General features: G+C 73.4%; 22 protein-coding genes. 9 read left to right on the forward strand and 13 right to left on the reverse strand.

What is annotated here, in order from left to right:
• Nucleotides 1-138: 138 nt before the first annotated feature.
• Nucleotides 139-1239 (reverse strand): winged helix DNA-binding domain-containing protein, encoded by a 1101-nt coding sequence (locus ACGFR9_RS02425; protein ID WP_393202117.1) that lies wholly within the window; start codon nt 1237-1239, stop codon nt 139-141.
• A gap of 99 nt (nt 1240-1338) precedes the next feature.
• Between ACGFR9_RS02425 and ACGFR9_RS02430 the strand changes: the two genes are divergently transcribed.
• The 3 genes from ACGFR9_RS02430 (at nt 1339) to ACGFR9_RS02440 (ending at nt 3608) form a co-directional block, all read left to right on the forward strand.
• Complete coding sequence (locus ACGFR9_RS02430) at nt 1339-2259, forward strand: polysaccharide pyruvyl transferase family protein (protein ID WP_393202119.1); 921 nt, start codon at nt 1339-1341, stop codon at nt 2257-2259.
• Between the two features lie 102 nt (nt 2260-2361).
• Nucleotides 2362-3138, forward strand: a complete 777-nt coding sequence (locus ACGFR9_RS02435) for a polysaccharide deacetylase family protein (RefSeq protein WP_393202121.1) — start codon at nt 2362-2364, stop codon at nt 3136-3138.
• A gap of 29 nt (nt 3139-3167) precedes the next feature.
• Nucleotides 3168-3608, forward strand: coding sequence for an SRPBCC family protein (locus ACGFR9_RS02440; protein WP_393202123.1), 441 nt, complete (start codon nt 3168-3170; stop codon nt 3606-3608).
• A 644-nt stretch (nt 3609-4252) separates the two neighbouring features.
• Here the strand turns inward: ACGFR9_RS02440 and ACGFR9_RS02445 are convergent.
• Genes ACGFR9_RS02445 through ACGFR9_RS02455 form a run of 3 tightly spaced genes read right to left on the reverse strand, consistent with a single transcriptional unit; the run spans nt 4253 to nt 8042 of the window.
• On the reverse strand, nt 4253-6640 hold the full coding sequence (locus ACGFR9_RS02445) for a xanthine dehydrogenase family protein molybdopterin-binding subunit (protein ID WP_393202125.1): 2388 nt from the start codon (nt 6638-6640) through the stop codon (nt 4253-4255).
• A gap of 2 nt (nt 6641-6642) precedes the next feature.
• Nucleotides 6643-7152, reverse strand: a complete 510-nt coding sequence (locus ACGFR9_RS02450) for a (2Fe-2S)-binding protein (RefSeq protein ID WP_393202127.1) — start codon at nt 7150-7152, stop codon at nt 6643-6645.
• A complete protein-coding gene (locus ACGFR9_RS02455; RefSeq protein ID WP_393202129.1) occupies nt 7152-8042 on the reverse strand; it encodes an FAD binding domain-containing protein in 891 nt (296 codons plus the stop codon). The genes ACGFR9_RS02450 and ACGFR9_RS02455 overlap by 1 nt, the downstream gene beginning before the upstream one ends.
• Before the next feature lie 344 nt (nt 8043-8386).
• Between ACGFR9_RS02455 and ACGFR9_RS02460 the strand changes: the two genes are divergently transcribed.
• A complete protein-coding gene (locus ACGFR9_RS02460) occupies nt 8387-10075 on the forward strand; it encodes a PucR family transcriptional regulator (RefSeq protein ID WP_393202131.1) in 1689 nt (562 codons plus the stop codon).
• Between the two features lie 143 nt (nt 10076-10218).
• Nucleotides 10219-10995 carry a hypothetical protein gene (locus ACGFR9_RS02465; RefSeq protein WP_393202133.1) on the forward strand — a complete coding sequence of 259 codons (777 nt, stop codon included), beginning with the start codon at nt 10219-10221 and terminating at the stop codon, nt 10993-10995.
• 123 nt (nt 10996-11118) lie between these two features.
• On the opposite strand, the gene ACGFR9_RS02470 is transcribed toward ACGFR9_RS02465, so the two are convergent.
• Nucleotides 11119-11886, reverse strand: coding sequence for a GntR family transcriptional regulator (locus tag ACGFR9_RS02470; protein WP_393202135.1), 768 nt, complete (start codon nt 11884-11886; stop codon nt 11119-11121).
• A 168-nt stretch (nt 11887-12054) separates the two neighbouring features.
• Here ACGFR9_RS02470 and ACGFR9_RS02475 point away from each other — a divergent pair, with 168 nt between their 5' ends.
• Both ACGFR9_RS02475 and ACGFR9_RS02480 read left to right on the forward strand, forming a co-directional pair.
• Nucleotides 12055-12942 carry a (2Fe-2S)-binding protein gene (locus tag ACGFR9_RS02475; protein WP_393202137.1) on the forward strand — a complete coding sequence of 296 codons (888 nt, stop codon included), beginning with the start codon at nt 12055-12057 and terminating at the stop codon, nt 12940-12942.
• 303 nt (nt 12943-13245) lie between these two features.
• On the forward strand, nt 13246-14292 hold the full coding sequence (locus tag ACGFR9_RS02480; protein WP_393202139.1) for a DUF2637 domain-containing protein: 1047 nt from the start codon (nt 13246-13248) through the stop codon (nt 14290-14292).
• A 41-nt stretch (nt 14293-14333) separates the two neighbouring features.
• Here the strand turns inward: ACGFR9_RS02480 and ACGFR9_RS02485 are convergent, their stop codons facing one another.
• Both ACGFR9_RS02485 and ACGFR9_RS02490 read right to left on the reverse strand, forming a co-directional pair.
• On the reverse strand, nt 14334-14735 hold the full coding sequence (locus tag ACGFR9_RS02485) for an ATP-binding protein (protein WP_393202141.1): 402 nt from the start codon (nt 14733-14735) through the stop codon (nt 14334-14336).
• Between the two features lie 233 nt (nt 14736-14968).
• Nucleotides 14969-15577 carry a hypothetical protein gene (locus ACGFR9_RS02490; protein WP_393202143.1) on the reverse strand — a complete coding sequence of 203 codons (609 nt, stop codon included), beginning with the start codon at nt 15575-15577 and terminating at the stop codon, nt 14969-14971.
• Between the two features lie 245 nt (nt 15578-15822).
• Here ACGFR9_RS02490 and ACGFR9_RS02495 point away from each other — a divergent pair, with 245 nt between their 5' ends.
• Nucleotides 15823-17496, forward strand: coding sequence for a helix-turn-helix domain-containing protein (locus tag ACGFR9_RS02495; RefSeq protein WP_393202145.1), 1674 nt, complete (start codon nt 15823-15825; stop codon nt 17494-17496).
• A 6-nt stretch (nt 17497-17502) separates the two neighbouring features.
• Here ACGFR9_RS02495 and ACGFR9_RS02500 read toward each other — a convergent pair whose 3' ends face one another.
• Together ACGFR9_RS02500 and ACGFR9_RS02505 are read right to left on the reverse strand one after the other, a co-directional pair.
• Entirely contained in the window at nt 17503-19245 is a 1743-nt protein-coding gene (locus ACGFR9_RS02500; RefSeq protein WP_393202147.1) for a pyruvate dehydrogenase, read from the reverse strand.
• A gap of 66 nt (nt 19246-19311) precedes the next feature.
• Entirely contained in the window at nt 19312-20730 is a 1419-nt protein-coding gene (locus ACGFR9_RS02505) for a protein phosphatase 2C domain-containing protein (RefSeq protein WP_393202149.1), read from the reverse strand.
• A gap of 148 nt (nt 20731-20878) precedes the next feature.
• Between ACGFR9_RS02505 and ACGFR9_RS02510 the strand changes: the two genes are divergently transcribed.
• Nucleotides 20879-21361, forward strand: a complete 483-nt coding sequence (locus tag ACGFR9_RS02510; protein WP_393202151.1) for a DUF456 domain-containing protein — start codon at nt 20879-20881, stop codon at nt 21359-21361.
• Nucleotides 21362-21367: 6 nt separating this feature from the next.
• On the opposite strand, the gene ACGFR9_RS02515 is transcribed toward ACGFR9_RS02510, so the two are convergent.
• The 4 genes from ACGFR9_RS02515 to ACGFR9_RS02530 all read right to left on the reverse strand — a co-directional run bounded on the left by ACGFR9_RS02515 (nt 21368) and on the right by ACGFR9_RS02530 (nt 26128).
• Nucleotides 21368-21859: a methylated-DNA--[protein]-cysteine S-methyltransferase gene (locus ACGFR9_RS02515; RefSeq protein WP_393202153.1), complete on the reverse strand. Its 492-nt coding sequence runs from the start codon at nt 21857-21859 to the stop codon at nt 21368-21370.
• Between the two features lie 3 nt (nt 21860-21862).
• On the reverse strand, nt 21863-23233 hold the full coding sequence (locus ACGFR9_RS02520; protein ID WP_393202155.1) for a DNA-3-methyladenine glycosylase 2 family protein: 1371 nt from the start codon (nt 23231-23233) through the stop codon (nt 21863-21865).
• Nucleotides 23234-23288: 55 nt separating this feature from the next.
• Nucleotides 23289-24386, reverse strand: coding sequence for a ribosome small subunit-dependent GTPase A (gene rsgA, locus ACGFR9_RS02525; RefSeq protein ID WP_393202157.1), 1098 nt, complete (start codon nt 24384-24386; stop codon nt 23289-23291).
• A gap of 254 nt (nt 24387-24640) precedes the next feature.
• Nucleotides 24641-26128, reverse strand: a complete 1488-nt coding sequence (locus tag ACGFR9_RS02530) for a cellulose binding domain-containing protein (protein WP_393202159.1) — start codon at nt 26126-26128, stop codon at nt 24641-24643.
• Nucleotides 26129-26352: the final 224 nt, after the last annotated feature.

Raw genomic sequence — 26352 nt, forward strand, 5'->3', positions numbered from 1 at the left:
GCGGTGTGGGGGCCGGCGGGGGGGGGGGGCCCCCCCCCCCCCCCGCCGGGGGCCCCCCCCCCCCCGGGGGCGGGGCGGGGGGGGGGGGGGGGCCCCCCCCCCCCCCCCCCCCCCCCCCCCCCCTCTCCATGCCCGCGTTCACTCCCGTACCGCCCCGAAGCGGATGTCGTGCGTGCCCTGTGGGTGCATCACCTTCAGCATCCGCTCGCCCTCCGCGACGAGTTCGCCGCGCTGTCGGTCGTCCAGCCGGCCGAACGGCTCCACGACCAGGGCGTGTTCGTCCAGCCGCCACAGCCCGGCCAGGAACCCGTCGACGAGGAAGGTGCGGTAGGCGATGTTGCCCTGCCAGTGGCGGCCCCGGTGTTCGGGCGGTACGACACGGCCGCGGTCGGCGTGGGAGAGGAGCAGGTTGTCGAACTCGGGCAGGAAGCGCGGCGGGGCCGGGGTGTCCGGGTCGGGGCGGGGCGCCTCCGGGACGTCGAAGAGCTCGACGCCGTTGTCGTCGTGGAAGGTGAGGAGCCGGGGGCGGAGGCGTTCGAAGACCTCGCGCAGCCGGGTCAGGCCGGCCCAGGCCTGCATGTCCTTGACGGACGCCGGTCCGAAGGCGGCGAGATAGCGCAGCACGGTGTCGTCGGGGGCCGGCGCCGGCTCGGCGGGCCTGCCCAGCCAGTGCTCGGCGGTGGTGAGCGTGACCTGGCCACTGCGGCCCCACAGTCCGCGCGGGGTGATCTGCACGAGGGGCAGTTTGCAGCGGGCGGCGACGGAGAGGGACTGCGGGTCGGCGTCGGGCCACACCTTCAGCAGGGCCTCGCGCAACTGCCCCATGGTGCGCGGTTCGGCCTCGACGAGTTCCCGGGCGTGCGCGGCAAGGCGGTCCAGGTCGACACCGGCGAGTCCCTTGCGGAAGACACGGAGCTCGCGGTCGCGGGCGGACTGCACCAGGGGCCGCAGGGTGAGGCAGTCGTCGGCGGTGTGGGTGTGGATGGTCGAGCGCATGGTGACGAGGCGGGCCACCGTCCGGTCGGCCATCGGCCGGGACAGCGCCTCGGGCGTGAAGCCGTCGAGGCGGGCGGCGAGGGCGTAGTAGGGCGGTTTGACGTTCTGCGCCTGGAGGCCGACCAGATGCCCGACCGCTTCCTCGGCGGACATCGGGGAGCGGCTCAGCAGCAGCTGCCGCGCCAGGGTGGCCCGGTTGAGGGCCCGCGTACCGAGGACACCGGCCGGCTTCGTCTTCGTCATGGGAGCACGCTAGCGGTCCTCTAGGTCGGTTTCTGTCCTCGATACGCAGCCGGCGCCGGGCCGATTGCCCTCCCCCGGACCGGGGCACTCGGTGGCACTGTGTACGGACGAGAGCGACCGGGACCGCGAAAGGTCCTGCTGACCGGGTGGTTCAGCTTCCGCGAGGGCGAGGCGACCGCCGGGGACGTGCTGGCGCTGCGCCGGGTGGAGGAGGTGCTGCGGGGCGCAGGGATGGCGTACGACGTCGTATGGAGCCCCGGCTTCCGGCCGGAGGCGCTGCACTTCGACGACGTTCGGCCCGGCGACTACTCGCACCTGGTGTTCGTGTGCGGGCCGCTGCACGGTCCGCAGGTCGAGGAGCTGCACCGGCGCTTCCCGCACTGTGTGCGGATCGCCGTGGGGACGTCGGTGATCGACCCGGACGGCGCCGCCGTGACCGGCTTCCACCGGGTACTGGCGCGGGACGCGCCCGGTACGGCACCGTCCGAGGATCTGGCCGCCCGCGCCCCCGCCGCACCCGCGCGGCCCGTGGTCGGGGTGATCCTCACCGACGGGCAGCGCGAGTACGGGGAGCAGAGCCGGCACGGCCAGGTCGCGCGGGGGGTGACGCGCTGGCTGGCCGGGAAGGACTGCGCCCGGCTGGAACTGGAGACCCGCCTCGACACCCATGACTGGCATCTGAGCGCGACACCGGCGCAGGTGCAGTCGGTGCTGGCCCGGCTCGACCTCGTCGTCACCGACCGCCTCGACGGGCTGGTGCTGGCGCTGCGGGTCGGCACGCCGGTGCTGGCCGTGGACCCGGTGGCGGGCGGTGCGAAGGTGACCGCGCAGGCGCGGGCCTGCGGCTGGCCGGCGCTGCTGGCCGCCGAGGGGCTGGACGCGCGGCGGCTGGACCGGTGGTGGGACTGGTGTCTGACCTCGGGCCGGGTGGCCGCCCGGCAGCTGCGGGACGTGTTCCGCGAGGGCCGGGTGGCGGACGGTGCCGACCGGCTGGTGGAGGTGCTGGCCACGCGCGGGTGACGACCGCGGGTGACGACTCTCACACGCTCCCCCTCACCTGCGTGAGGGCGACCCAAAACGGACTATACAAACCGTGTATAGACGGTACGTATAGTCCGGGCCATGCCTTCTCCCACCAGCAAGACGAAAAGATCGGGGGCCGCGTTCCCGACGGGTGCGATCGTGGTCGCGGCCACGGCTCTGGCGCTGGCGCTGACCGGCTGTACGCGGCTGGAGACGACCGCCCCCAGCGCCGTCCGCGCCACCGACGTCCAGGCCCGTCTCGGCACCGTCGACTGCCGCGAGGTCAAGTGCATCGCGCTCACCTTCGACGCGGGGCCGAGCGAGCACTCCGCGCGGCTGCTGGACATCCTCGAGGAGGAACGGGTCCCGGCGACCTTCTTCCTCCTGGGCAAGGGGCACATCGACACCTATCCGGAAGTCGTGAAGCGGATGGCCGACGAGGGGCACGAGGTGGCGAGCCACACCTGGACCCACCGCCGTCTGACGGAGCTGAGCCCGGACGAGATACGCGAGGAACTCGAACGCACCAACGCGGAGATAGAACGCCTCACCGGCCGCCGTCCCACCCTGATGCGCCCGCCGCAGGGCCGCACCGACGACACCGTGCACGGCATCAGCCGTGAGCTGGGGCTCTCCGAGGTCCTGTGGAGCGTGACCGCGAAGGACTACCAAACGACCGACTCGGATCTCATCACCCGGCGCGTGCTCGCGCAGTCCTCACGTGACGGCGTCATCCTGCTCCACGACCTCTACGACGGCACGGTCCCGGCCGTTCCCGGCATCATCGCCGAGCTGAAGAGGCGGGGGTATGTCTTCGTGACGGTTCCCCAGCTGCTCGCTCCGGGGGTGGCGGAGCCGGGCGAGGTGTACCGCTGACAGGCGGCCCCGCTTTCTAGGATGGCCTCGTGGCCGTCTTCCAGCTCCAGCGCACGGTGCCGCTGCCCCTCGACGAGGCTTGGCGGCGGCTCACCACGTGGTCCCGGCACGGGGAGGTGGTGCCGCTGACCCGGGTGACGGTTCGTACTCCGCCGCCGACCGGGGTGGGCACCCGGGTGGTGGCCCGCACGGGCGTCGGCCCGCTCGCCTTCGACGATCCGATGGACGTGACGGTGTGGCAGCCGCCGTGGGACGACACGCCGGGGGTGTGCCGGCTGGAGAAGCGGGGCCGGGTGGTCATGGGCTGGGCGGAGATCGAGGTACGGCGGGGGCCGGAGGGCGGGGCACGGGTGATATGGCGAGAGGAGATCCGGGTCCGCTTCCTGCCGCCCGTCTGCGACACGCTGCTGGCGCGGGCGGGACGCGGGGTGTTCGGACGCGCGGTGAACGGGTTGCTGCGGCGGGGGTGAGCGGGGGAATTCCAGCAAGCGGTCACACCGCAGCCGCCTGCCCCGCACTCCGCGGCCCTGCCGCCGCCGATCCGCGTTCGGCGTGCTGCCGCCGCCCCTCCGCGGGCAGACGTGCCGCAGGACGGCACGGGTGGGCGCGACGGCACCCCCGTGAGCGCCGGGCCGCGCAACATCCCCCGCTCCCGCCGACCCGCGTTCGGCAATGCCTGCCGCCGCCGATCCGCGTTCGGCGTGCTGCCGCCGCCCCTCCGCGGGCAGACGTGCCGTCAGACGTGCCGCAGGGCGGCACGGGTGGGCGCGACGGCACCCCCGTGAGCGCCGGGCCGCGCAACATCCCCCGCTCCCGCCGACCCGCGTTCGGCATGCCTGCCGCCGCCCCTCCGCGGGCAGACGTGCCGCAGGGCGGCACGGGTGGGCGCGACGGCACCCCGCCGGCGCCGGGTTGCGCAACTCCCCCGCTCAGCCGTCACCCCGGGTGGCTGCTGGACGGGGGTGGGTGAGCGCTCGCCCCGCTGAAGGGGGTGCCGCTGCGCCCACCCTCCCCCACTCTCGGCTTCGCTCGAGCGGGGGGACCCCCATCGCCCCAGCGGCACGACTGCCCGCAGCTGCGCGGCAGAGCCGCCCGCGGCGGCGCGGTGGGCGGGTTACAACGCCCCCGTTGTGAGGTGTTCCGGGCGGATGGGGGTTCTCGTCAGGGCCAGGCCCGTGGCGTTACGGATCGCCGACAGCACCGCCGGGGTCGAGGAGAGCGTCGGGGCCTCGCCCACGCCCCGTAGGCCGTAGGGGGCATGCAGGTCGGCCATTTCCAGCAGATCGACCGGCATGGTCGGGGTGTCGAGGATCGTCGGGATCAGATAGTCCGTGAAGGACGGGTTGCGTACCTTCGCCGTCCTCGGATCCACGACGATCTCCTCCATCACGGCAACACCCAGCCCCTGCGTACTGCCACCCTGGATCTGGCCGATGACGGACAACGGGTTCAGCGCCTTCCCGACATCCTGCGCACAGGCCAGCTCGATGACCTTCACCAGCCCGAGCTCCGTGTCCACCTCGACAACCGCGCGATGCGCGGCGAACGAGTACTGGACATGCCCGTTCCCCTGCCCGGTGCGCGGATCGAAGGGCTCGGTCGGCCGGTGCCGCCACTCCTCCTCCACCTCGACGGCCTCGTCCCCGAGAACGTCCACCAGATCCGCGAGGACCTCCCCACCGTCGGTGACCACCTTCCCGCCCTCCAGCAGGAGTTCGGCCGTCGCCCAGGCCGGGTGGTACGACCCGAACCGGCGCCGCCCCAGCTCCAGCACCCGTTCGCGAACGAGCTCACACGCGTTCCGCACCGCGCCGCCGGTGACGTACGTCTGCCGGGACGCGGAGGTCGAACCCGCCGAACCCACCTGTGTGTTGGCGGGATGGATGGTCACCCGGCCGACACCCAGCTCGGTGCGGGCGATCTGCGCGTGGACGGTGACGCCGCCCTGGCCGACCTCCGCCATCGCGGTGTGCACGGTGACGACCGGTTCACCGCCGGCCACCTCCATGCGCACGCGCGCGGTGGAGTAGTCGTCGAAGCCCTCGGAGAAACCGACGTTCTTGATGCCGACCGCGTAGCCGACCCCGCGTACGACGCCCTCACCGTGCGTGGTGTTGGACAGGCCGCCCGGCAGCTGGCGTACGTCCGCGCCCTCGCTGGACTCCCACTGCCGTTCCGGCGGCATGGGCATCGCCTTGACGCGGCGCAGGAGTTCGGCGACCGGCGCCGGGGAGTCGACGGGCTGACCGGTGGGCATCAGCGTGCCCTGTTCCATGGCATTCACCTGGCGCAGCTCCACCGGGTCCATGCCGAGCCGGGCCGCCAGCCTGTCCATCTGCGCCTCGTAGGCGAAGCACGCCTGCACCGCGCCGAAGCCACGCATGGCGCCGCAGGGCGGGTTGTTGGTGTAGAGGGCGATGGCCTCGATGTCGACGTCGTCGACGGCGTACGGGCCGACGCCGAGGGAGGAGGCGTTGCCGACCACGGCCGGGGAGGCGGAGGCGTAGGCACCGCCGTCGAGGACGATGCGGCACTTGACGTGGGTCAGCCTGCCGTCGGCCGTGGCACCGTGCTCGTAGAACAGCTTGGCCGGGTGGCGGTGGACATGGCCGAAGAAGGACTCGAAGCGGTTGTAGACGATCTTGACGGGTTTGCCGGTGCGCAGGGCGAGCAGACAGGCGTGGATCTGCATGGACAGGTCCTCGCGGCCGCCGAACGCGCCGCCGACACCGGCCAGGGTCATCCGTACCTTGTCCTCGGGCAGGCCGAGCACGGGCGCGATCTGCCGCAGATCGGAGTGGAGCCACTGGGTGGCGATGTAGAGGTGGACGCCGCCGCCCTCCTCGGGGACGGCGAGTCCGGACTCGGGGCCGAGGAAGGCCTGGTCCTGCATGCCGAAGGTGTACTCGCCCTCGACGATCACGTCCGCGCGCTCCCGTGCCGCCGCCACGTCCCCGCGCACGATGGGCTGGCGGTGGACGATGTTGGGGTGCGGGACATGGCCGAGGTGGTGGTCCTCGCGGTTCTCGTGGACGAGGACCGCATCCGGGGCGAGGGCGGAGAGCTCATCGGTGACGACCGGGAGTTCGCGGTACTCGACCCTGATCTTGGCGGCGGCGCGGCGGGCGGTCTCCGGGTGGTCGGCGGCGACGACGGCGACCGGTTCGCCATGGTGGCGGACCTTGCCGTGGGCGAGGACCGGGGTGTCCTGGATCTCCAGGCCGTAGTTCCGCACGTCCGTCGGCAGATCGTCGTACGTCATCACGGCGTGGACGCCGGCCGTGGCGAGGGCCTCAGCGGTGTCGATCGACACGATCTCGGCGTGGGCGACGGTGGAGCGCAGGATATGGCCCCACAACATGTCCTCGTGCCACATGTCGGAGGAGTACGCGAACTCGCCGGTGACCTTGAGGGTGCCGTCGGGGCGGAGGGTGGACTCGCCGATGCCGCCCTTGGTGCGCGAGCCCTGGGTGAGCGTGGCGGGAAGACCGTTGACCGGCATGGTCAGACCCCCTCGGACCCGCGGGCGGCGGCGAGGCGGACCGCGTCCATGATCTTCTCGTAGCCGGTGCAGCGGCACAGGTTGCCCGACAGGGCCTCGCGGATGTCGGCGTCGGTCGGGTCCGGGTCGCGCTCCAGCATCTCGTCGGCGGCGACCAGCAGACCGGGGGTGCAGAAGCCGCACTGGACGGCGCCCGCGTCGATGAACGCCTGCTGGACGGGGGCCAGTCCGGACTCGTCCGGTGGCCCGCCACCGGAGCGCCGCCGGGCGAGGTCCGCCAGGCCCTCCACGGTGACCACCTCGCGCCCCTCCGCCTGACCGGCCGCGACGAGGCACGAGCACACGGGCACGCCGTCGAGCCGTACGGTGCACGACCCGCACTCTCCCTGCTCACAGGCGTTCTTGGAACCGGGCAGACCGAGCCGCTCGCGCAGCACGTACAGCAGCGACTCGCCCTCCCAGACGTCGTCGGCCTCCTGGGGGCGTCCGTTGACGGTGAGGTTCAGGCGCATTACGCGGCTCCCTCCGTGGGGCGGCGGGCGTCGCGGTACGACTCCCACGTCCAGGTCAGCGTGCGGCGGGCCATGACACCGACGGCGTGGCGGCGGTACTCCGCGGTGCCGCGGACGTCGTCGATGGGGTTGCAGGCGCCGGCGCACAGGTCGGCGAACCGCTTGGCGAGCGACGGGGTGATGATCTTCCCGTTGTCCCAGAAGCCGCCCTCCTCCAGTTCCGCGTTCAGGAACTCCTCGGCGGCGAGCGCCCGAACGGGTGTCGGGGCGGCGGAGCCGATCCCCGTGCGCACGGTCCGCGTATCGGGGTGCAGGGCGAGACCGAAGGCGCACACGGCGATGACCATGGCGTTGCGGGTGCCGACCTTGGAGAACTGCTGGGGGCCGGCGGCCTTCTTGATGTGGACGGCGCGGATCAGCTCGTCGGGCGCCAGCGCGTTGCGCTTCACGCCGGTGTAGAACGCGTCGATGGGGATGCGGCGCGTGCCGCGCACCGACTCGGCCTCCACCTCGGCGCCGGCGGCGAGCAGCGCCGGGTGGGCGTCGCCGGCCGGGGAGGCGGTGCCGAGGTTGCCGCCGACGCCGCCGCGGTTGCGGATCTGCGGGGAGGCGACCGTGTGGGAGGCGAGGGCGAGGCCCGGCAGCTCGGCGCGCAGCCGCTCCATGATCCTCGCGTACGGGACGGAGGCGCCGAGCCGCACACTGTCCTCGCCGACCTCCCACTCCCCGAGCTCGGCGATGCGGTTCAGGTCCATCAGGTGGCCGGGTCTGCGGTGATCGAAGTTGATCTCGACCATCACATCGGTGCCCCCCGCGATCGGCACGGCGGCGGGGTGCTCGGCCTTCGCGGCGAGCGCCTCCTCCCAGCTGGCGGGGCGAAGGAAGTCCATGACCGCTCTCTTCTCTTAGGGTCGGGGGCGTCTGGATCAAGCCAATCCGTGTGCGGTGCTCCCGTCTCGTCGACGCGCGGTTCACTCGGCGTGGGGTCAGTACACCGCCGTGTGCTCCACCCGGGTCAGTCACGGAAACCACGAAGGAGTTGGCTGGCCAGCGCAGGCATCTTGTAGATTCGTATGAACGGAGGTCGTCCGTGGCCACCTCACCTTCCTCCGGAAACCGGGGACACGGTCCAGGACACGGCCGGCACCGCTGATCAGCCACCCGACGGGCCCTCGCCGGAAGGTCCCGCCACGGTCCACCGGACCCACCGAGACAAGACACGACGGAGACGAGAATGCGGCTGCGCGCACTGCTGGACACCGACGCGCTGGGCCTCAAGCTGCTCGGCGGCGAGAACGAGCTGGAACGCGGTGTGCGCGGGGTGATGACCACCGACCTGCGGGACCCCAGCCGCTATCTCTCCGGCGGTGAGCTGGTCCTGACGGGGCTGGCCTGGCGTACGGGACCCGCCGACTCGGAGCCTTTCGTACGACGTCTGGTGCAGGCCGGGGTGGCCGCGCTGGCGGCCGGCGAGGCGGAGCTGGGCGATGTGCCGGAAGACCTGGTCGTGGCCTGTGCGCGGCACCGGCTGCCGTTGTTCGTGGTGCACGAGTCGGTGGCCTTCGCGACCATCACGGAGCATGTCGTACGGCAGGTGTCCGGTGAGCGGGCGGGGGATCTGGCGGCCGTGGTGGACCGGCACCGGCGGATGATGACCGCGGGACCGGCGGGCGGCGGCCCCGACGTCGTCCTGGACCTGCTCGGCTCCGACCTGGATCTGCGGGCCTGGCTGCTGTCGCCCGTCGGCCGGCTGATCGCGGGGTCGAAGACCGCCGGGGCCCCGGGCGGGGAACCGGTACTGCCGGCCGAGCTGTGCGCACGGCTGGCGGCGGAGCAGCTGGCGGCCGCCCGCACCGGCCGGCGCCGGCCGCACCGCGTCACGCTGGACGGGACGACGTACAGCCTCTTCCCGGTGCGCCGCGGCGGGCGGTCCGCGCCGGCGTCGGACGACATACGCGAGACGGTGCTGTCGGACTGGGTGCTGGCGGTGGAGGCGGACGCCGGGGACTGGGCCGAGGAGCGCCTCGACCTGCTGCACGGGGTCACCCAGCTGATAGCCGTCGAGCGGGACCGCAGGGACGCGGCGCGCACGGTACGGCGCCGGCTCGCGCAGGAGGTGCTGGAGCTGGTGCAGACGGGCGCCGCGCCCGCCGAGATCGCGGCGCGGCTGCGGGTGGCCGCGCCGGTGCTGCTGCCCGGGCTGGGCAGCGCGCCGCACTGGCAGGTCGTGGTGGCCCGCGTCGACTGGGACGGCGGGGAGGTCGACGGCGGGCCGGTGGCGCGGGCGCTGCTGGAGGAGATCCTGGTCGACCCGGCGTCCACGGGGCCCGAGCCCTCCGACCGCGTCGCGGTGGCCCATGCGGCGGGCGAGGCGATCGCCCTCGTACCGCTCCCGGCGGTCACCGGCGGGCACGACGACTCCGGTACGGGGATTCACGCCGACGCGCTGCTGGAGTCCGTACGCGATCCGCTCACCGCCGGTCTGGACGGCGACGGCCGGCTCACCCTCGGTGTCTCCGCCGCCGTGCACTCCGCGGAGGGGCTGCGCGGGGCGCTGGAGGAGGCACGGCACGCCCGGCGGGTGGCCGCGGCCCGGCAGGGCCGGGTCTGCGCGGCCGGCCACCAGGAGCTGGCCTCGCACGTCCTGCTGCTGCCCTTCGTCCCCGACGACGTACGACGTGCCTTCACCGCCCGTCTCCTCGACCCCCTGCGCGACTACGACCGCCGGCACCGCGCCGAGCTGATCCCCACCCTGGAGGCGTTCCTCGACTGCGACGGCTCCTGGACCCGTTGTGCCTCGCGGCTCCATCTGCACGTCAACACGCTGCGCTACCGGGTCGGCCGGATCGAGCAGTTGACGGGCCGTGACCTGTCGCGCCTGGAGGACAAGCTGGACTTCTTCCTGGCGCTGCGGATGAGCTGATCCGACACGAGCCGTGCGGCGGTTCGGGCCCGTGGACCATGACTTTGTGAAATCCTTCACCCACCCTCTTGGCCGGGCCCTGTGGTTCGTGCTGAGATGCGGCCACCACTCAACAGCTCGATGGCGTGCTCGGGGAGGGCAACGTGGCGCATACCGCCATGTCCGGTGACGGAACGACCGCCGAAGACGATCCTCTCCAGACGGCGGTGTGGCGACTGCGCTCCCGCGCCTGCTGGGCGGACGCGGCCGCCCTGCTCGAGCCCGAGGGGCCGAAGGCGGCGTTGCAGCGGGCGTCACTGCTGGTGGAGCGATGTCTGTACACCGAGGCGGGGTGGGAGCAGGCCGAGGACGCGCTGCGTACGGCCGAGGCGGCCGCGCACTCCGACGACGAGCGGGGTGCGGCCGCTTGTGAACGCGGGTACTTGGCCTATGCCGCCACGTTGTTCCAGGTCCGCGACCGTGCGGACGAGGCGCGGGCGGCGCTGGGGCGGGCGGCGGCGCTGATCGCGCCGGGGGCGGCGGGGCGGGCTCTGCTGGACTTCCGGCGGGGGTTGATCGCGGAGAATCTGACGCGGTCGCCGCAGGCGGCTCGGGCGGCGTATCGGCGGGCCCATGCGGGGGCCACCGCCCACGCGGATCCTCTGCTGCTGTCGGGGACTTGGCGGCATCTGGCCGGACTGGCGTTGCGGGAGGGGGAGCTGAAGGAGGCGCGGCACGGGTTCGCCGAATCCCTCCGCATCCGGGAGGAGTTGGGGTACCTGGTCGGTACGGCGCCGGCGTTGGCGTCTCTCGCGGATACGGAGTCCGAGCCCGAGGCGTCCCGCCTCCGCGAGGAGGCGTCCCGCCTCCTCCGTCTCCTGGGCGGGGTCCCGACATGGCTCGCCCGCCAGCTGGCTCCGCCGGGGGCGGCTACGGCGTAGGGGGTGTCATCGCCCCCGCCACCCCTGCCCGACTCAGCCCCTCCGGCGTTTGAGGAGCGGGGGTCCGGGGGCAGCGCCCCCGGGGGACGGGAACGGGAAGGGGCGGCGGGGGCGAAACAAACCTCACCCGACTCCCCCGAAGTGCTCCCCCACCAACACCCCCACGACATCCGCATCCCCCGCGATCAACGCGTCCAGCAGCGCCGTGTGCTCATGCGCGTCAGCCACCAGCTCCACCCGCCCCCGTACCAACGGCCACTGCGCCCGCCGATGCAGATCCCCCGCGGTCCGCACCAACTGCTCATTCCCCGCAAGGGAAAGCACCGCACCGTGAAACGCCCGATCACACTCCGCATACGTAGCCCGGCACCCCGACGACGCCGCCCGCACCGTCGCCTCCGCCAGCGGCCGCAGCTCGGCCCACCGTTCGGCGGACACCGTCCTCGCCAGCCGCAATATCACCGGCACCTCGACCAGCGCCCGCACCTCCGCCAGCTCGGCCAGCTCCCGCGCCCCCCGCTCGACGACCCGGAACCCCCGGTTGGGCACGACCTCCACCGCGCCCTCGAGCGTGAGCTGCTGCATCGACTCCCGGACGGGCGTCGCGGAGACCCCGAACCGCTCCGCCAGCACGGGCGCCGAGTACACCTCCCCCGGCCGCAGCTCGCCCGACACCAGCGCGGTGCGCAGGGCGTCGAGAACCTGCCCCCGCACGGAGGACCGCTGCACAACGGCCCGGGGCTGCGGAAATCCGGGCTCACCGTGGGTGTGCTCACCACGGGCGTCCCCGTCGGGCCGTTCGCACCGCTCCCGCCCGTTCGCCTGCCCCACCGGCTGGGCCGGCACCCGGACCCGCCCCGTCGCGGCGGATCCCTGCGTGCCCTGCTTCACAAGGTCCTCCTGCGGACGTATCGGTACTTGATGTCATTACGGCGGGTTGTCACCTGTCCGTCAAGCACCTTAAGGGCACAGGGGGCACCGGTTCACATCTCCGCGATCTTCGGTAAGGTGAGCCTTACCTTTATTGCCCGGCTCCTCGAGACCTGAAGGAGTGGTCCCATGCCCGTGCCCGGTTCGGTCGTCGCGGACGCGTACGCCCGCCTGGCGGAGGCCCTCCCCGCCCTGGCCGTCACCGAACTCGGCGCCGGCGAGGAGGCGCCCACGGGCGGCGGCTGGGTCGCCGCGTCGGGCCTGGCCGAGGGCGGAGCCGAGCTGGAACGATTCCTCACCTGGGACGACACCCAGGTGCTGCGGGACTACGGACAGCAGGGCCGTCCGGACGTGATCGCCGGCTTCGGTCTGCACCGGTACGCCTGGCCCGCCTGCCTGCTGATCACCGTGCCGTGGTTCCTGCACCGGCGCGTGCCCCGCTACCCCGTGACACACGTCTCCTTCGACCGTACCGCCGAGGGTCTCGCCGTGGGACGCATGGCCGTACGACCGGAACGTTTCGCCTGTCTGCCCGACGATCCGGCCGCCGCACTGCCCGGCGCCCACGTGGTGCCCGACGAGGAGGCACTGCGGGCGGAGGTGCGCGCGGCGGTCGCCGAGCACCTCGAACCCGTCATGGCCGGTTTCGGTCCTCTGATGCGGCGGCGCGGCCGGGCCCTGTGGGCCACGGCGACCGACGAGATCGTGGAGAGCCTGCGGTACATCGCCCAGCTGCTGGGCGAGGAGGAGCGGGGGCTGCGCGAACTGGAGCTGCTGCTGCCGGGCACCACGAAGCCGTATGTGGGCGCCGCGACGTTCCGCCGGCCGGGCGGGCCCGGAGGCGAGCCGGGACCCGTCACCCGGGACCGGGTCAGTTGCTGCATGTTCTACACGATCCGTCCCGCGGACATCTGCGCCACCTGCCCGCGCACCTGCTCCACCGGGGTCACCAAGGTCACCGCGGCCAACGGGGTCACCGGGAAGCGGGTCAAGGAACTGGCCGCACAGGCGAGTTGACGTTCCGCCGGACGGGACCACACCCGTCCGGCGGGTAAGATCGTCCGGTCTCCGCCCCCACGGAGGTCACAGGTCATTCACAATCCCCTCACCCGCCACGGGAACTATCCGTGGAACCACTCTTACGGGTAGTGTCATTCGAACTCAACTCCTGCCTGTCATGCGGCAGTTCGAGCAGAATGCCGCCCTGGGGTCCCCCTCGCACTTCCTTGGCGGCCTCTTGCCCCGAAACCCCCTGAAGACGGCGGCGGTTGGGCCACTATGGCGGGCGTTACGCCCTATCCCAATGCAAGGGACCCCTAGATGAGACTGACCGACATATCGCTGAACTGGCTCCTTCCGGGCGTCGTGCTGCTCCTGGGCATGCTGGCGGCGGTGGCGGTGCTGGCGCGTGGCAAGCGCTCCTCGGTCAAGAGCACGAGTGCGGACGACTCCTGGGAGCGCAGCGAGGAACGCCGCCGGCGCAAGGAGGCCCTCTACGGGACCGTCTCCTACGTACTGCTGTTCTGCTGCGCCGCGGTGGCCGCCGCGCTGTCCTTCCACGGCCTCGTCGGCTTCGGCGAGCAGAACCTCGGCCTGTCCGACGGCTGGCAGTACCTCGTCCCCTTCGGCCTGGACGGGGCGGCGATGTTCTGCTCGGTGCTCGCCGTACGCGAGGCCAGCCACGGTGACGCGGCGCTCGGCTCACGCATACTCGTATGGACGTTCGCCTTCGCCGCGGCCTGGTTCAACTGGGTGCACGCTCCCCGGGGCCTCGGACACGCGGGCGCCCCGCACTTCTTCGCCGGCATGTCCCTGTCGGCGGCGGTCCTGTTCGACCGCGCGCTGAAGCAGACCCGCCGGGCCGCCCTGCGTGAACAGGGTCTGGTGCCGCGCCCGTTGCCCCAGATCCGTATCGTCCGCTGGCTGCGCGCGCCCCGGGAGACGTACGGCGCCTGGTCGCTGATGCTGCTGGAGAACGTGCGCAGCCTCGACGAGGCCGTCGAGGAGGTACGCGAGGACAAGGCCCGCAAGGACGCGGCGAAGCAGCGCCGGCGTGACCAGCAGCGGGTGGAGCGGGCCCGGCTGAAGGCGATCAGCCGTGGTCACCGCGGTCTCGTGGGCCGGGGCGGCGGACGCGAGCTGGAGGCGCCCACGATGGAGCGCGACTCCGACGTGGTCTCCGCGGAGCCTGCCATATCGTCGCCGGAGGCCCTGCCCGCTCGCGCCGCCCGGCCCTCCCTGCAGCCGGTCCGCACCCGCGGTGACGCGATGACCGTCGACCTCACCGCCGAGGACGACACCCAGGCCCTGCCGCGTCTGGACTCCCTGGAGCGCAAACTCAAGGATCTGGAGCAGCAGTTCGGCTGATGTGCCCTTTGGCGGCCTGAGGGGCGCGGTATCCGCACCCCTCAGGCCGCTTCCGCGTCGAGCTCGAACCAGACGGACTTGCCCACCCGGTGCCTTCTGACGCCCCACTCGTCGGCGAGCGTCTCGACCAGCACCAGGCCCCTGCCGTGCGTACCGTCGTCGATGCTGGGGGCCCTCGGCCTGGGATCCGGTTCGACGAAGTCCCGTACCTCCACCCGCAGTCCACGCGGCCCGACGACGGCGGTCAGGACCGCCTCCCGGCCGGTGTGGACGAGCGCGTTGGTGACGAGCTCGCTGGTGAGCAGTTCCGCGACCTCGGAACGCTCCGGTGAGCCCCAGTGCTTGAGCAGTTCTCTCAGTGCCCTGCGGGACTCGGGCACCGCCCGCAGATCCGCCCGTCCCAGTGTGCGCCTCAGCCGGTCCACCGAAGTCCGGCTCTTCATGGCCCCCGTCATGGCCCCCGCCCCCGCGCCGATTCCCCCTGTGCTCGGACACCTTCACGGGAATGCTTGCCCGGTCACCCACGCGCCAGTCATACCGGACGGTCACGAACGGTGGTTGGCCGAAGTGCGATGGCCACACAGCCGGCCACACGCCTGCGCGGGGCCGTCCTCCCGACCCCCGTGGCGAGAGGACGACCCCGGCTTCTCACGGTGGTCGTGGTGGAACGTGCGGCTCAGTACAGCTTGTTGACGGCCTTCTTCGTCGTCTTCTTGAACGCGCTCACCGGGGCGTCGTCGAAGTCACCCAGCTGTCCCCAGCCGACGACGGTCACGGTCTTCCCGTCGCGCCCCACGGAGAGCAGGTGGATGTCCGTGGCCCCCCAGGACGTCTCGGTGTGCAGCCCGTGCACCTTCGCGCCCTCCTCGACCGGCAGGGCACCGTAGTAGCGGCCCTCGGCCTCGACGTCGGGGTAGGTCTGCTCGATCCGGTCGGCGCAGGAACGGATCTCCTCGTTCAGCAGGGCGGCCAGCGCCTTGCCCTTGGCGGCGGAGCCGGTGACGACGGTGACCTGTACGGCGTTGGTGTCCAGGTCGGTGGAGTAGACGCGGTGCCGGTAGTCGTACGCCGGTACGCCCTCGCCGAGGCAGTAGGCGAGTTCCGCCGGGAAGCCGTCGGTGACCGGGCCCGCGGCCCAGTCGGACGACGGGTGCGGGGGCAGCTCGGACGCCGCGAGGAACTTGGGCGGGGCGGCCGCGCCGGCCGGCGCCGCGAGTGCCGTACCGACGGCGAGGGCGGCGGCCGTGAGGGTCGCGAGGGCGGCGGCGCGGGTGTGCTTGGGCATGGGTGGTCCCCCGTGTGGTGAGCGTGATGGAGAATGCGGGACGGTACGCCCGTGACGGTCCGGATGGTCGTCCGGCGGCCGTCGGGGCGGTCGCGGTGCCAAGAGCATCGGCCGTCCCGGGAGACGGGCGCAAGCGTCGTCGCCGGTTTCGCCGGCATGGAACCATCCCAGCCCGTTTGACGTGCAGATACATGGGGTGCCTGGGATGCCGTCCCAGGGCCCCGACCGGTCCGGACGAGTGCGGGGTGACGGTGTCGGCACAGGACGACGTGGCGGAGTTCGCGGCGCTGCTGCGGAAGCTGAAGGAACGTACGGACCGCAGCTACGGCTCGCTGGCCCGCCGCCTCGGCATGAACACCTCGACGCTGCACCGCTACTGCGCGGGCGACGCGGTCCCGGTCGACTTCGCCCCGGTGGAGCGGTTCGCGGCGCTGTGCGGTGCGTCGCGGGCGGAACGACTGGACCTCCACCACCGCTGGCTCCGCGCGGTGGAGGCACGCCAGCGCCCGCGGGGAGTGCCGGGTTCACCCGCGAACCCGGACGCCGCCCCCGGCGAACAGCACCCGGCGGCACGGGAGGGCACCGGCACCCCGGCCGTCGCCGGGGGTGAGACACCGGGCGGCCCGCCCGGCAGCCCCCGGACACCCCCCACCGGCGAACCCGGCGGGCGCCCCGCAGGCCACAGCGCCGCGGACACCACCGGCGTACCGGATACGACGCCCCGGGCCGAGCCCACGTCGCACGCCGGTGCACGCCTCGGCACCGCACCGCTTTCCGGCGTCCCGAGCGGGCGAAACGACGAGATCCGGCCGACCGACGGACCGGGCACCGCGAGCGGGGCCGACCTCCCCCACCACGGTCGGAAGCCGGGCGCGGACCCCGAAACGGGTGACGCCGCCGCGCCGCCCCCGGACACGGTCACCGGGCCGGGCGCCACCGACGGGCCCTCCGGCCAGGACAAGCCGAACCCCACCACACCAGACCCCGGCAGGACGTCCGCGCAACGGCCCTGGTACCGGCGGCGGGGACGGGTGCTCGTCGCCATGGCCGCCGCCTGCGCGCTGCTCGCCACCGTGGGGAGCCTGTCCGCGCTCCCCGACGACCGGCGGGCGTCCGCCGAGGGCGCGAAGCCCCGGGACGCGGCCCCGAGCGTGTCCAGTGGTTCCCCCACGACATCCCCGAGCCGCACACCCTCGCCCTCCGGCTCCCCCTCCCCGGCCACCAGGACCCACCCGGCCTCCTCCTCGCCCACCCCCCGGCACAAGCCCGCCGCTCCCGGCACCTCCGAGGCCCCCGCCGCCCCTCCCCTCACCTGGTCCGCCGACTCGCAGGCATGGGCGTACGGATGCGGGCACGACTACGTCATCGCCAAGCCCCCGGACCAGGTCCCGCCGCCACCGGCCCCGCAGGACGCCGGGACGTGGGCCGCGACGCAGGCGGCCGTGCACGGGGGCGAGACGCTGGTGGAGCTGTCGGTGCAGGGGACGTCCGAGACGGCCGTCGTCCTCACCGCGCTGCGCGTGCGCGTGGCCGGCCGCTCCGGGCCCGTGCCGGGGAACGCGTACGCCATGGACCAGGGCTGCGGCGGCGCGCTCACCCCGCGCTACTTCGACGTGGACCTGGACAAGGACCGGCCGATCGCCCGCGCGGTCGCCGGGAACGACGCCGGTACACCGATCCCGGCCGTGCGGATGCCCTACCGGGTCTCCGTGAACGACCCGGAGGTGCTGCTGGTCACCGCCCGTGCCGCGGGCTGCGACTGCCGCTGGTATCTGGAGCTGGACTGGTCCTCGCGGGGCCGCACCGGCACGGTCCGGATCGACGACCACGGCCGCCCGTTCCGCACCAGCGGAATCGAGGGCCTGCCCCACTACGAGTACGACACCTCGTCCCGCGGCTGGCAGCCCCGCGCCGGGTGAACGCCGTTACGGACGGGGCACGTTGCGCAGGTTGGAGCGGGCCATCTGGAGCATCCGGCCGACGCCCCCGTCCAGCACCATCTTGGAGGCGGACAGCGCGAACCCGGTCACCATCTCCGCGCTGATCTTCGGCGGGATGGACAGCGCGTTGGGGTCCGTGACGACGTCGACGAGGGCCGGGCCCTTGTGCTTGAACGCCGACTTGAGCGCGCCCGCGAGTTCCTTCGGCTTCTCCACCCGTACCCCGTAGGCGCCGCACGCGCGGGCGACGGCGGCGAAGTCGGTGTCCTTCATGGCGGTGCCGTGCGAGGGCAGTCCGGCGACCAGCATCTCCAACTCCACCATGCTGAGCGAGGAGTTGTTGAACAGGACCACCTTCACCGGCAGGTCGTACTGCACGAGGGTGAGGAAGTCGCCCATCAGCATGCTGAATCCGCCGTCGCCCGACATCGACACGACCTGCCGGCCCCGGTCGGTGAACTGCGCCCCGATCGCCATCGGCAGCGCGTTCGCCATCGAGCCGTGGGAGAACGAACCGATCACCCGGCGCCGGCCGTTGGGGGTGATGTAGCGGGCCGCCCAGACATTGCACATACCGGTGTCGACGGTGAACACGGCGTCGTCGGCGGCGAGTTCGTCCAGTACGGAGGCCACGTACTCGGGATGGATCGGCACATGCTTCTCCACCTTGCGCGTGTACGCCTTCACCACCCCCTCCAGCGCGTCCGCGTGCTTCTTCAGCATCCGGTCGAGGAACTTGCGCTTGTCCTTGGTGCGCACCCGGGGTGTGAGACAGCGCAGCGTCTCCTTCACATCGCCCCACACGGCGAGGTCGAGCTTGGAGCGCCGGCCGAGGATCTCGGGCCGCACATCGACCTGGACGATCTTCACGTCGCCGGGGAGGAAGGCGTTGTAGGGGAAGTCGGTGCCGAGCAGGATCAGCAGGTCGCACTCGTGGGTGGCCTCGTACGCGGCGCCGTAGCCGAGCAGTCCGCTCATGCCGACGTCGTACGGGTTGTCGTACTGGATCCACTCCTTGCCGCGCAGAGCGTGCCCGACCGGGGACTTGATCTTCTGGGCGAACTCCATGACCTCGGCGTGCGCGCCCTTGGTGCCGGCGCCGCAGAACAGGGTGACCTTCTCTGCCTCGTCGATCATGTCGACGAGGCGGTCGATCTCGGCGTCGCCGGGGCGGACCGTGGGCCGGGAGGTGACGAGGGCGGTCTCCGCGGGATTCTCGGGGGCGGCGTGGTCGGCGATGTCGCCGGGGAGGGTGACGACGCTGACGCCGGAGCGGCCGATGGCGTGCTGGATGGCGGTGTCCACCAGCCGGGGCATCTGCTTCGGGCTGGAGATCATCTCGCTGTAGTGGCTGCACTCGCGGAACAGCTGCTCGGGATGGGTCTCCTGGAAGTAGCCGAGGCCGATCTCGCTGGACGGGATGTGCGAGGCGAGGGCGAGGACGGGGGCCATGGAGCGGTGGGCGTCGTACAGCCCGTTGATGAGGTGGAGGTTTCCGGGCCCGCAGGAGCCGGCGCAGGCGCCCAGCCTGCCGGTGATCTGGGCCTCGGCGCCGGCGGCGAAGGCGGCGGTCTCCTCATGGCGCACGTGGATCCAGTCGATGGCGGAGTTGCGGCGGACGGCGTCGACGACGGGGTTGAGGCTGTCGCCGACGACGCCGTACAGGCGTTTGACTCCCGCGCGGGTGAGGAGGTCGACGAACTGCTCCGCGACATTCTGTTTGGCCATGTCTTCCGTCTGCCCCTCGGGGGTCGAAGATGCCTGACGGTTTCCATGAATTCACACCGGGCGCGCTCACGCCTCCCAGACGGCCGCGGCCGTACGGTCGTCCGCGTACCCCTTGACCCGTACCTGGGTGTCGGCGAGGAACGCGGCGAGGCCGGGCGGTTCGGGGCCGGACCACCGGTCGGCGAGGTGGGCGAGGAGCGCCGGTTCGCCGCGCAGGGGGTCGGCTAGGCCGGTGCCGCACATCAGCAGGGTGTCACCCGGGCGGGCGACCGAGGTGCGGAAGCGGAAGGGTTCGCGGGGCGGCTCGGGGGCGGGTTCGTACGGGCTCGGGGGTGTGGGGATGCCCAGGTCCATGGTGAGGCGGTCGCCGTCGGAGGTCTCGGCGGGCGGCGAGCCGAAACCGACCACGGGTTCGCCCCTGGCCTCGGTGGTCCCGGGCTCGATGTCCTGCCAGGCGCCGTCCCGCAACCGGAACAGTCCGCCGGGGCCGACCCCGAAGAAGACCCGGGTACGGCACTCGGGGTCGGCGGGCAGCAGGAGACAGCGCAGGGTGGCCGCGTAGAGGTCCGGTGCGAGGCCCTGTTCGGCCGCACTGGCGCGGAGTCGGCCGAGGCTGCGGTCGGTGAGGCGGTGCAGGCCGGACTTGAGGTCGCCGCGCCGGGCGGCCCCGATGTCGTCGGCGAGGCGCGCGTGGCTGCGGCCCACCGCCGCGCCGATCCACCGGCAGGCCTCGGCGGCGGCCCGGTGCGCGCCGGGGGAGGTACGGGCACCGGTCGCCAGCGCCACCAGGACGAGGGCCTGTTCCCCGGTGCCGAACCGGGCGGTCAGCAGCGCGTCGCGGCGGAGTTCGCCCCGGTAGCGGGCGGAGTCCCCGCGTACGGAGGCGGCGCGCAGGGTGCAGGCCCCGTACCGGGCGCCGTCCAGCACGGTGTCGGACACCAGGCCGTCCAGTGCGTCGGGGTCGGCCGGCGGGAGGGCGGTGGGCTCGGGGTCGTAGGTGGGCGGCCGGGAGCCGACGTGGGCGCGGGACGGGAGCGGGCCGGGGGGCGGTTCCATGCGCGTGGTGCGGGTGGCGGGCGGGCGGGCGGTCGTGGGGGTCCAGGAGCCGAAGGCCGCGCCGGAGGTGGGGGCGGCCGGAGGAGGGTCCACCTGTCCCGCGGGCGGGGCGGTGGCGGGTGGCTGCCCGGGCGGCAGGGGAGCCGTCGGAGGCGAGGCCCTCATCGACGGCCCGGAGGGCTCCGGCCCCCGGGGCGGCGGCTCCCAGGGGGCGCGGGGCGGGCCGCCGCCCGGCCGGGGGTCCGGAATGGTCGGGGTGGGAGGGGGGTCGGCCGGGGCCGGGCCCCCCAGCGTCCCCGACGCCGACGCGAAGCGGTCGTCCAGGGAGTCGGGCGCCGGTACGGGACCCGTGTCGTCGGTGGTCTCGTCGTACAGCTGGCCCCACCAGTCGTCCTCGGGACCGGTGGGCGTTCCCCCCTGCTGGCTCATGCCCTCAATTGTCCACCGCGCGGGCCGCTGGGAAACGGGGCATCGGGAAAATCCCCGTCCCGCGCCACTCCCGGTACGGCGGTTGACCGGAGGTGACCGGGCACGTTCCCGTTCTGCGCCGCTGCCCGGACTCCTGCACCCTGGACAGATGGGAGCCTGGGACCTCCTGCTCACCGGACTGGTGCTCCTGCTCGGACTGTGGGGAGTGCTGGTGCCAGGGGTGCCCGGGTCCTGGCTGGTGTGGGCCGGGGTGCTGTGGTGGGCGCTGAAGGATCCTCGGCCCGTCGCGTGGTGGGTGTGCGTGGGGGCGACCGTGGTGCTGTTCCTGTCGCAGGTGGTGCGCTGGGCGCTGCCGCCGCGCCGGCTTCGGGAGGCCGGCGTCGACGGGCGGCTGCTGACGTACGCGGGCTGCGGCTCGTTCGCCGGGTTCGTCCTGCTGCCCGTGCTCGGCGCGGTCCCGGGTTTCCTCGCCGGGGTGTGTGTGGGCGAGCGGCTGCGGCTGGGACGACGGCGTGAGGCGGTGGCGGCGCTGTGGACGGTGATGCGTTCGGGCGGCTGGAGCCTGCTGACGGAGCTGTTCACCTGCCAGCTGATCACGGCGGCGTGGCTGGGCGCGGTGTTCTGGGGCTGACGGCTCTCAGGCGCGCAGCACGCCCTCACGTGTGAGCAGCTGGACCTTGCGCTCCAGGCCGCCGGCGTACCCGGTCAGCGAGCCGTCGGCGCCGACCACCCGGTGGCAGGGGCGCACGATGAGCAGCGGGTTCGCCCCGATCGCGCCCCCGACGGCCCGTACGGCGGCCCTCGGGGCGCCGATCCGCGCGGCGATCTCGCCGTACGAGACGGTCGCCCCGTAGGGGACGTCGTCGAGGGCGGCCCACACCTTCTCCCGGAACGGGGTGCCGGTGGCGTGCAGGGCCAGCCGGAACTCCTTGAGGTCGCCGGCGAAGTACGCGGTGAGCTGCCGTTCGGCCTCGCGGAACGGTCCGGGGTCGCGCCGCCGGTCGCCGGCCGGGGTGCGTCCGCCCTTCTGTCCGGGGACGGACAGCGACGTCAGTGCGCCGTCCGGGGCGGCGGTGAGCAGCAGCGGCCCGACGGGGCTGTCCACGCTCGTCCAGTAGGTGGTCTCCATGATCTACTCCAACTCTCCTGCGGCGCGCAGGTGGTTCAGGGCGTACGAGCGCCAGGGGCGCCAGCTGTCGGGAACGTCGGGTCCGGGCGGGGCCACGTCCGGGTCGCCGAGGGCGCGGGTGCGGATCGCGGCGATCGTACGGACGTCGAGGCCGGGGACGGCGGCCAGCGCGGTCCGGGCGTCGTCCCGGTCGGCGCCGGGTCCGAGGCGTACGGTGCCGTCGGCGAGGGCGGTGGTGAGCGCGCCCGGGGGACCGTCGGGTTCGGCCTCGGCGAGGACGTCGGCCTCGGGGAACAGGTGGGTGAGGCCGTGGCAGGGGGCGTCGAGCCGCTTGCCGTACGTCTGGACGAGCCGGGCGGCCTCGTCGCGGCCCACCAGCGCGCGTACCGCGAGTTCGCCGGGGTCGACGGTGCCGGGTGAGCGCAGTCCCGGCCGGGCGGCGACCAGCGGGGCGAGCCGGGTGTCGGCGCCGAGCCGTTCGTCGACGGCGTACGGGTCGGCGTCCAGGTCGAAGAGCCGCCGCAGTCGGTGTACGGCGGTGGTCAGGTCGCGGAGGTCGGTGAGGTGGAGGCGGGTGTCGAGCCAGCCGCCGGGCCGGCCGCCGGGCTCGTCGACGGCGGCGATGCCGGTGCCGTGGGGCAGCCGGAGCGTCCGCCGGTAGGTCCGGGTGCCCAGGGTGCCGGTCATCTCCTCGACGCCGGGGACCGTCTCGCGTTCCAGCAGGTCGAATACGGGTCCGGCCTGGTAGGGGCCGCGGTGGGCGAGCCGCAGGGGGATTCCGGCGGAGGGGGTGGCGGTGCGTGCCCGGCCGCTGCGGGGCGCGGTGGCGCGCAGCTCGCTGGGGGTGGTCGCGTAGACGGCCCGGACGGTGTCGTTGAACTGCCGCACGCTGGCGAATCCGGCGGCGAACGCGATCCGCGTGACCGGCAGGCCGGTGGTCTGGAGCAGGACCCGCGCGGCGTGCGCCCGCTGGGCGCGGGCGAGGGCGACGGGTCCGGCGCCGAGCTCGCCGGTGAGCTGGCGCTGCACCTGGCGGGCGCTGTAGCCGAGCCGGGCGGCGAGTCCGGCGACGCCGTCACGGTCGACGACGCCGTCGGCGATCATCCGCATGGCCCGGCCGACGACGTCGGCCCGTACGTTCCACTCGGCGGAGCCGGGCACGGCGTCCGGGCGGCAGCGCCGACAGGCGCGGAACCCGGAGCCCTGCGCGGCGGCGGCGGTCGCGAAGAAGCTCACGTTGTGCCGCTTGGGGGTGACGGCGGGGCAGCTGGGCCGGCAGTAGATGCCGGTCGTCCGCACGGCGAAGAAGAACGCCCCGTCGAATCTGGCGTCCCGGCTGCGCACCGCCTCGTACCTGCTGTCCTCGTCCTTCATGCCGTCCAGTCTCCGCCACCCGGGAGGCCCCGGCTGGCGGAAATCGGACATGGTGTCAGGAGTGGCGTCCCCGCTTGGCCTCCATCGCCGCCCTGCCGATGGCGCCCTTGCGCTTCCAGTCCTTGCGGATCTCCGCCCGGAGCCGGGCGTCGGTCTTGGCGACGATGTACTGGTTCTCCCGGAGCAGCTTGCGGTAGCTGTCCAGGCGGCGCTGCGGGAGGTCACCGGTCCCGATGGCGTCGAGGACGGCGCAGCCCGGTTCGCTCTCGTGGGCGCAGTCGTGGAAGCGGCAGTTCTCGGCGAGTTCCTCGATCTCGGCGAAGACCTGGCCGACACCGGTGCCGGCGTCCCACAGGCCGACGCCTCGCAGGCCCGGGGTGTCGATGAGGACTCCCCCGCCGGGCAGGGCCAGCAGGTTGCGGGTGGTCGTGGTGTGGCGGCCCTTGCCGTCGACGTCCCGGGTGGCCTGTACGTCCATGACGTCCTCGCCGAGGAGCGCGTTGGCCAGGGTGGACTTGCCGGCGCCGGACTGCCCGAGCAGTACCGAGGTGCCGCCGGCCGTGATCGCGGCGAGGACGTCGAGTCCGTCGCCGTCCCGGGCGCTGACGGGGAGCACGGTCACGCCGGGCGCGCTGGTCTCCACGTCCTGGACGAGGTGGGCGCGGGTGACCGCGTCCGGCACGAGGTCGGCCTTGGTGAGGACGACCACGGGCTGGGCCCCGGACTCCCAGGCGAGCGCGAGGAAGCGTTCGATCCGGGCCAGGTCGAGTTCGGTGGCGAGGGAGACGGCCACGACGGCGTGGTCGACGTTGGCGGCGAGGATCTGTCCCTCGGACCGCTTGGAGGAGGTGGACCGTACGAAGGCGGTACGGCGGGGCAGATACGCGCGGACGTAGCGCGGGTGCCCTCCTGGTTCGACGGCGACCCAGTCGCCCGTGCAGACGACCCGCAGGGGGTCGTGCGGGGTGACGAAGGCGGTGTCGGCGCGCAGGGTGCCGGCGGGGGTGAGGACGTCGCACTGGCCGCGGTCGACCCGGAGCACCCGGCCGGGCAGCAGCCCTTCCGCGGCGTAGGGGGCGAACGCGTCCGCCCAGGCGTCGTCCCAGCCGTAAGGGGCGAGTACGGAGGAAACGGAGGTGGAGCTGGAACTCAAGGGGGTGACCCTTCGGGTGGGTGGCCCCGGCGGGCGCGCTCAGGCGCGCGGACATGGGTTCAGCCGGTGGCCACGGAGGTGAACGTGATGGATTCCTGAATGCGGGCAGCGCCCGGCGCAGTGACAGCCATCGGTCGACACCTCCTCACTCCACGAAGTTCCGGTACGGCGGCACGCGGCCGCCGTGTCGTTCTGTGATCCGCTGTCACAGTAGCCCGCGACCGCCCCGGCCCGTCAACCGGTTTTTCCGGCGCTCACACCGGCGCGCAGGTGCGGCCGTTGAGGGTGAAGCCGGACGGCGGGTGGTTCGTTCCGTCCCGGGAGGCGAGGAAGCCGAAGGCGAGTTTCCCGCCGGCGGCGACCGACTGGTTGTAGTCGGCGGCGGTGGCGGTGACCCGGGTGCCGTCCTGGTCGGACGCGGCGTCCCACATCTGGGTGACGCGCTGGCCGTCGGGGAAGGTGAAGCCGACGCGCCAGGAGTCGAGGGGGTCGCGGGTGGTGACGGTGACGGTGGCCTGGAAGCCGTCGGGCCACTCGTTGACCACGTCGTAGTCGGCGCGGCAGGCGGCCGGTTCGCCGCGGGCGGTGCTCGCGGGCGCGGCGGAGGCGGAGTGGGTGCCCTGGGGTTCGGGGTCGGGGTCCTCGGGGCCGGGGTTCTCCGGCCCCGGGGTGCGCTCGGCGGACGGTGTCGCGGAGGCCGACGGGGACGGGGTGGCGAGGGGGTCCCTGGCGGCGGAGGGCAGGGAGGGGCCGGGGTCGGCCGCCGGCTGCCGGTCGGCGTCCGGGCGTTCGGCGCTCTCGTCGGCCCTGTCGCCGAACGGCATCAGGGAGACCACGAGCGCGAGCAGGGACACCAGGAGGGCGGCGACCAGCGGGCCGTGCCGGCCGAGCCGGCTGCGGGGCTCGCCGTCCGCCGGGTGGCCGCCGTCGGTGTCGGCCGGATCCGGGCGGCCGGCCCCGAGCCGTGCCTCGGCTGCGCGGCGGCGGCGTTCCAGATAGGCGAGGCCGCCCCAGCCGATCACGCCGCCGGTGAGCGCGCCGGGCAGTCCGCCGCCGTGCAGGCGAAGGCAGGCGGCGGCCTCGGCGCACCGGTGGCAGGTGGCGAGGTGGCGGGAGAGGTCGTCGGGGGCGTCCGATGCGGGCGAGCGGGTGACGGCGTCGAGGAGCCGGGCGTAGCTGCGGCACTCGGCGTCCAGCGGGGAGTCGATGTGGTTGCGGTGGCAGCGGTCGCGGAACAGGCGCCCCACCTGGGCGAGTTCGTCGGCGGCGGTGGCCGGGTCGAGGCCGAGCCGACGGGCCACGAGGGGCAGCGGGAGGGACTCCGCCTCGGCCAGCCACAGGAGTTCGGTGTCCGCGGGCTGCAGATCGCGCAGTCCGCGCAGGGCGACCGGGCGTTCCAGGGGCGGGCCGGTGTAGCGGGCGGCCTGCTCGGAGTGGAGCCACAGCCGCAGATCGGGGTCGAGCTTGTGGCCCTGCCCCGCCTCCTCCCAGGCGGCGGCGGTGCTGCGGACGGCGGTCAGCAGCAGGGGGATCCGGGGCAGCCGGGAGGAACGGCGGCTGCGGACGGTGGCCGACTCCGCCTCGCGCAGTTCCCTTATGCCCTGCGCGAAGGCCTCGCGGGCGAGTTCGGCCGCGGCGGCGGAACCGGCTGTGCACAGGTCGGCGTAGGAGAGCGCCGCGTCCCAGCACTCGGTGAACAGCGCCGCCTCGGCGGCACCTTGAGGGCTCGGCAGGTCGGGCATGAGACTCCCGCATCACGAACGAGGTCAACTTGCCATCGTGGCAATAAAGTTGGGGGAAACCTCGCGGCAGTGGCAGAGCTTTTCACGACCTCGCTACAAATGACAAGCGCTTCCCTCACTTTGTGTGGCGGCATGGCCACACCTCGCAGGGGCCGTACGCAGGGAGATACGCGCGAAGGACCGGAACGTCTCAGTTCCGGTCCTTCGGGTCCCGCGCCGTGCTC

Source organism: Streptomyces sp. NPDC048584, from assembly GCF_043199595.1.
GTDB lineage: Bacteria > Actinomycetota > Actinomycetes > Streptomycetales > Streptomycetaceae > Streptomyces > Streptomyces edwardsiae.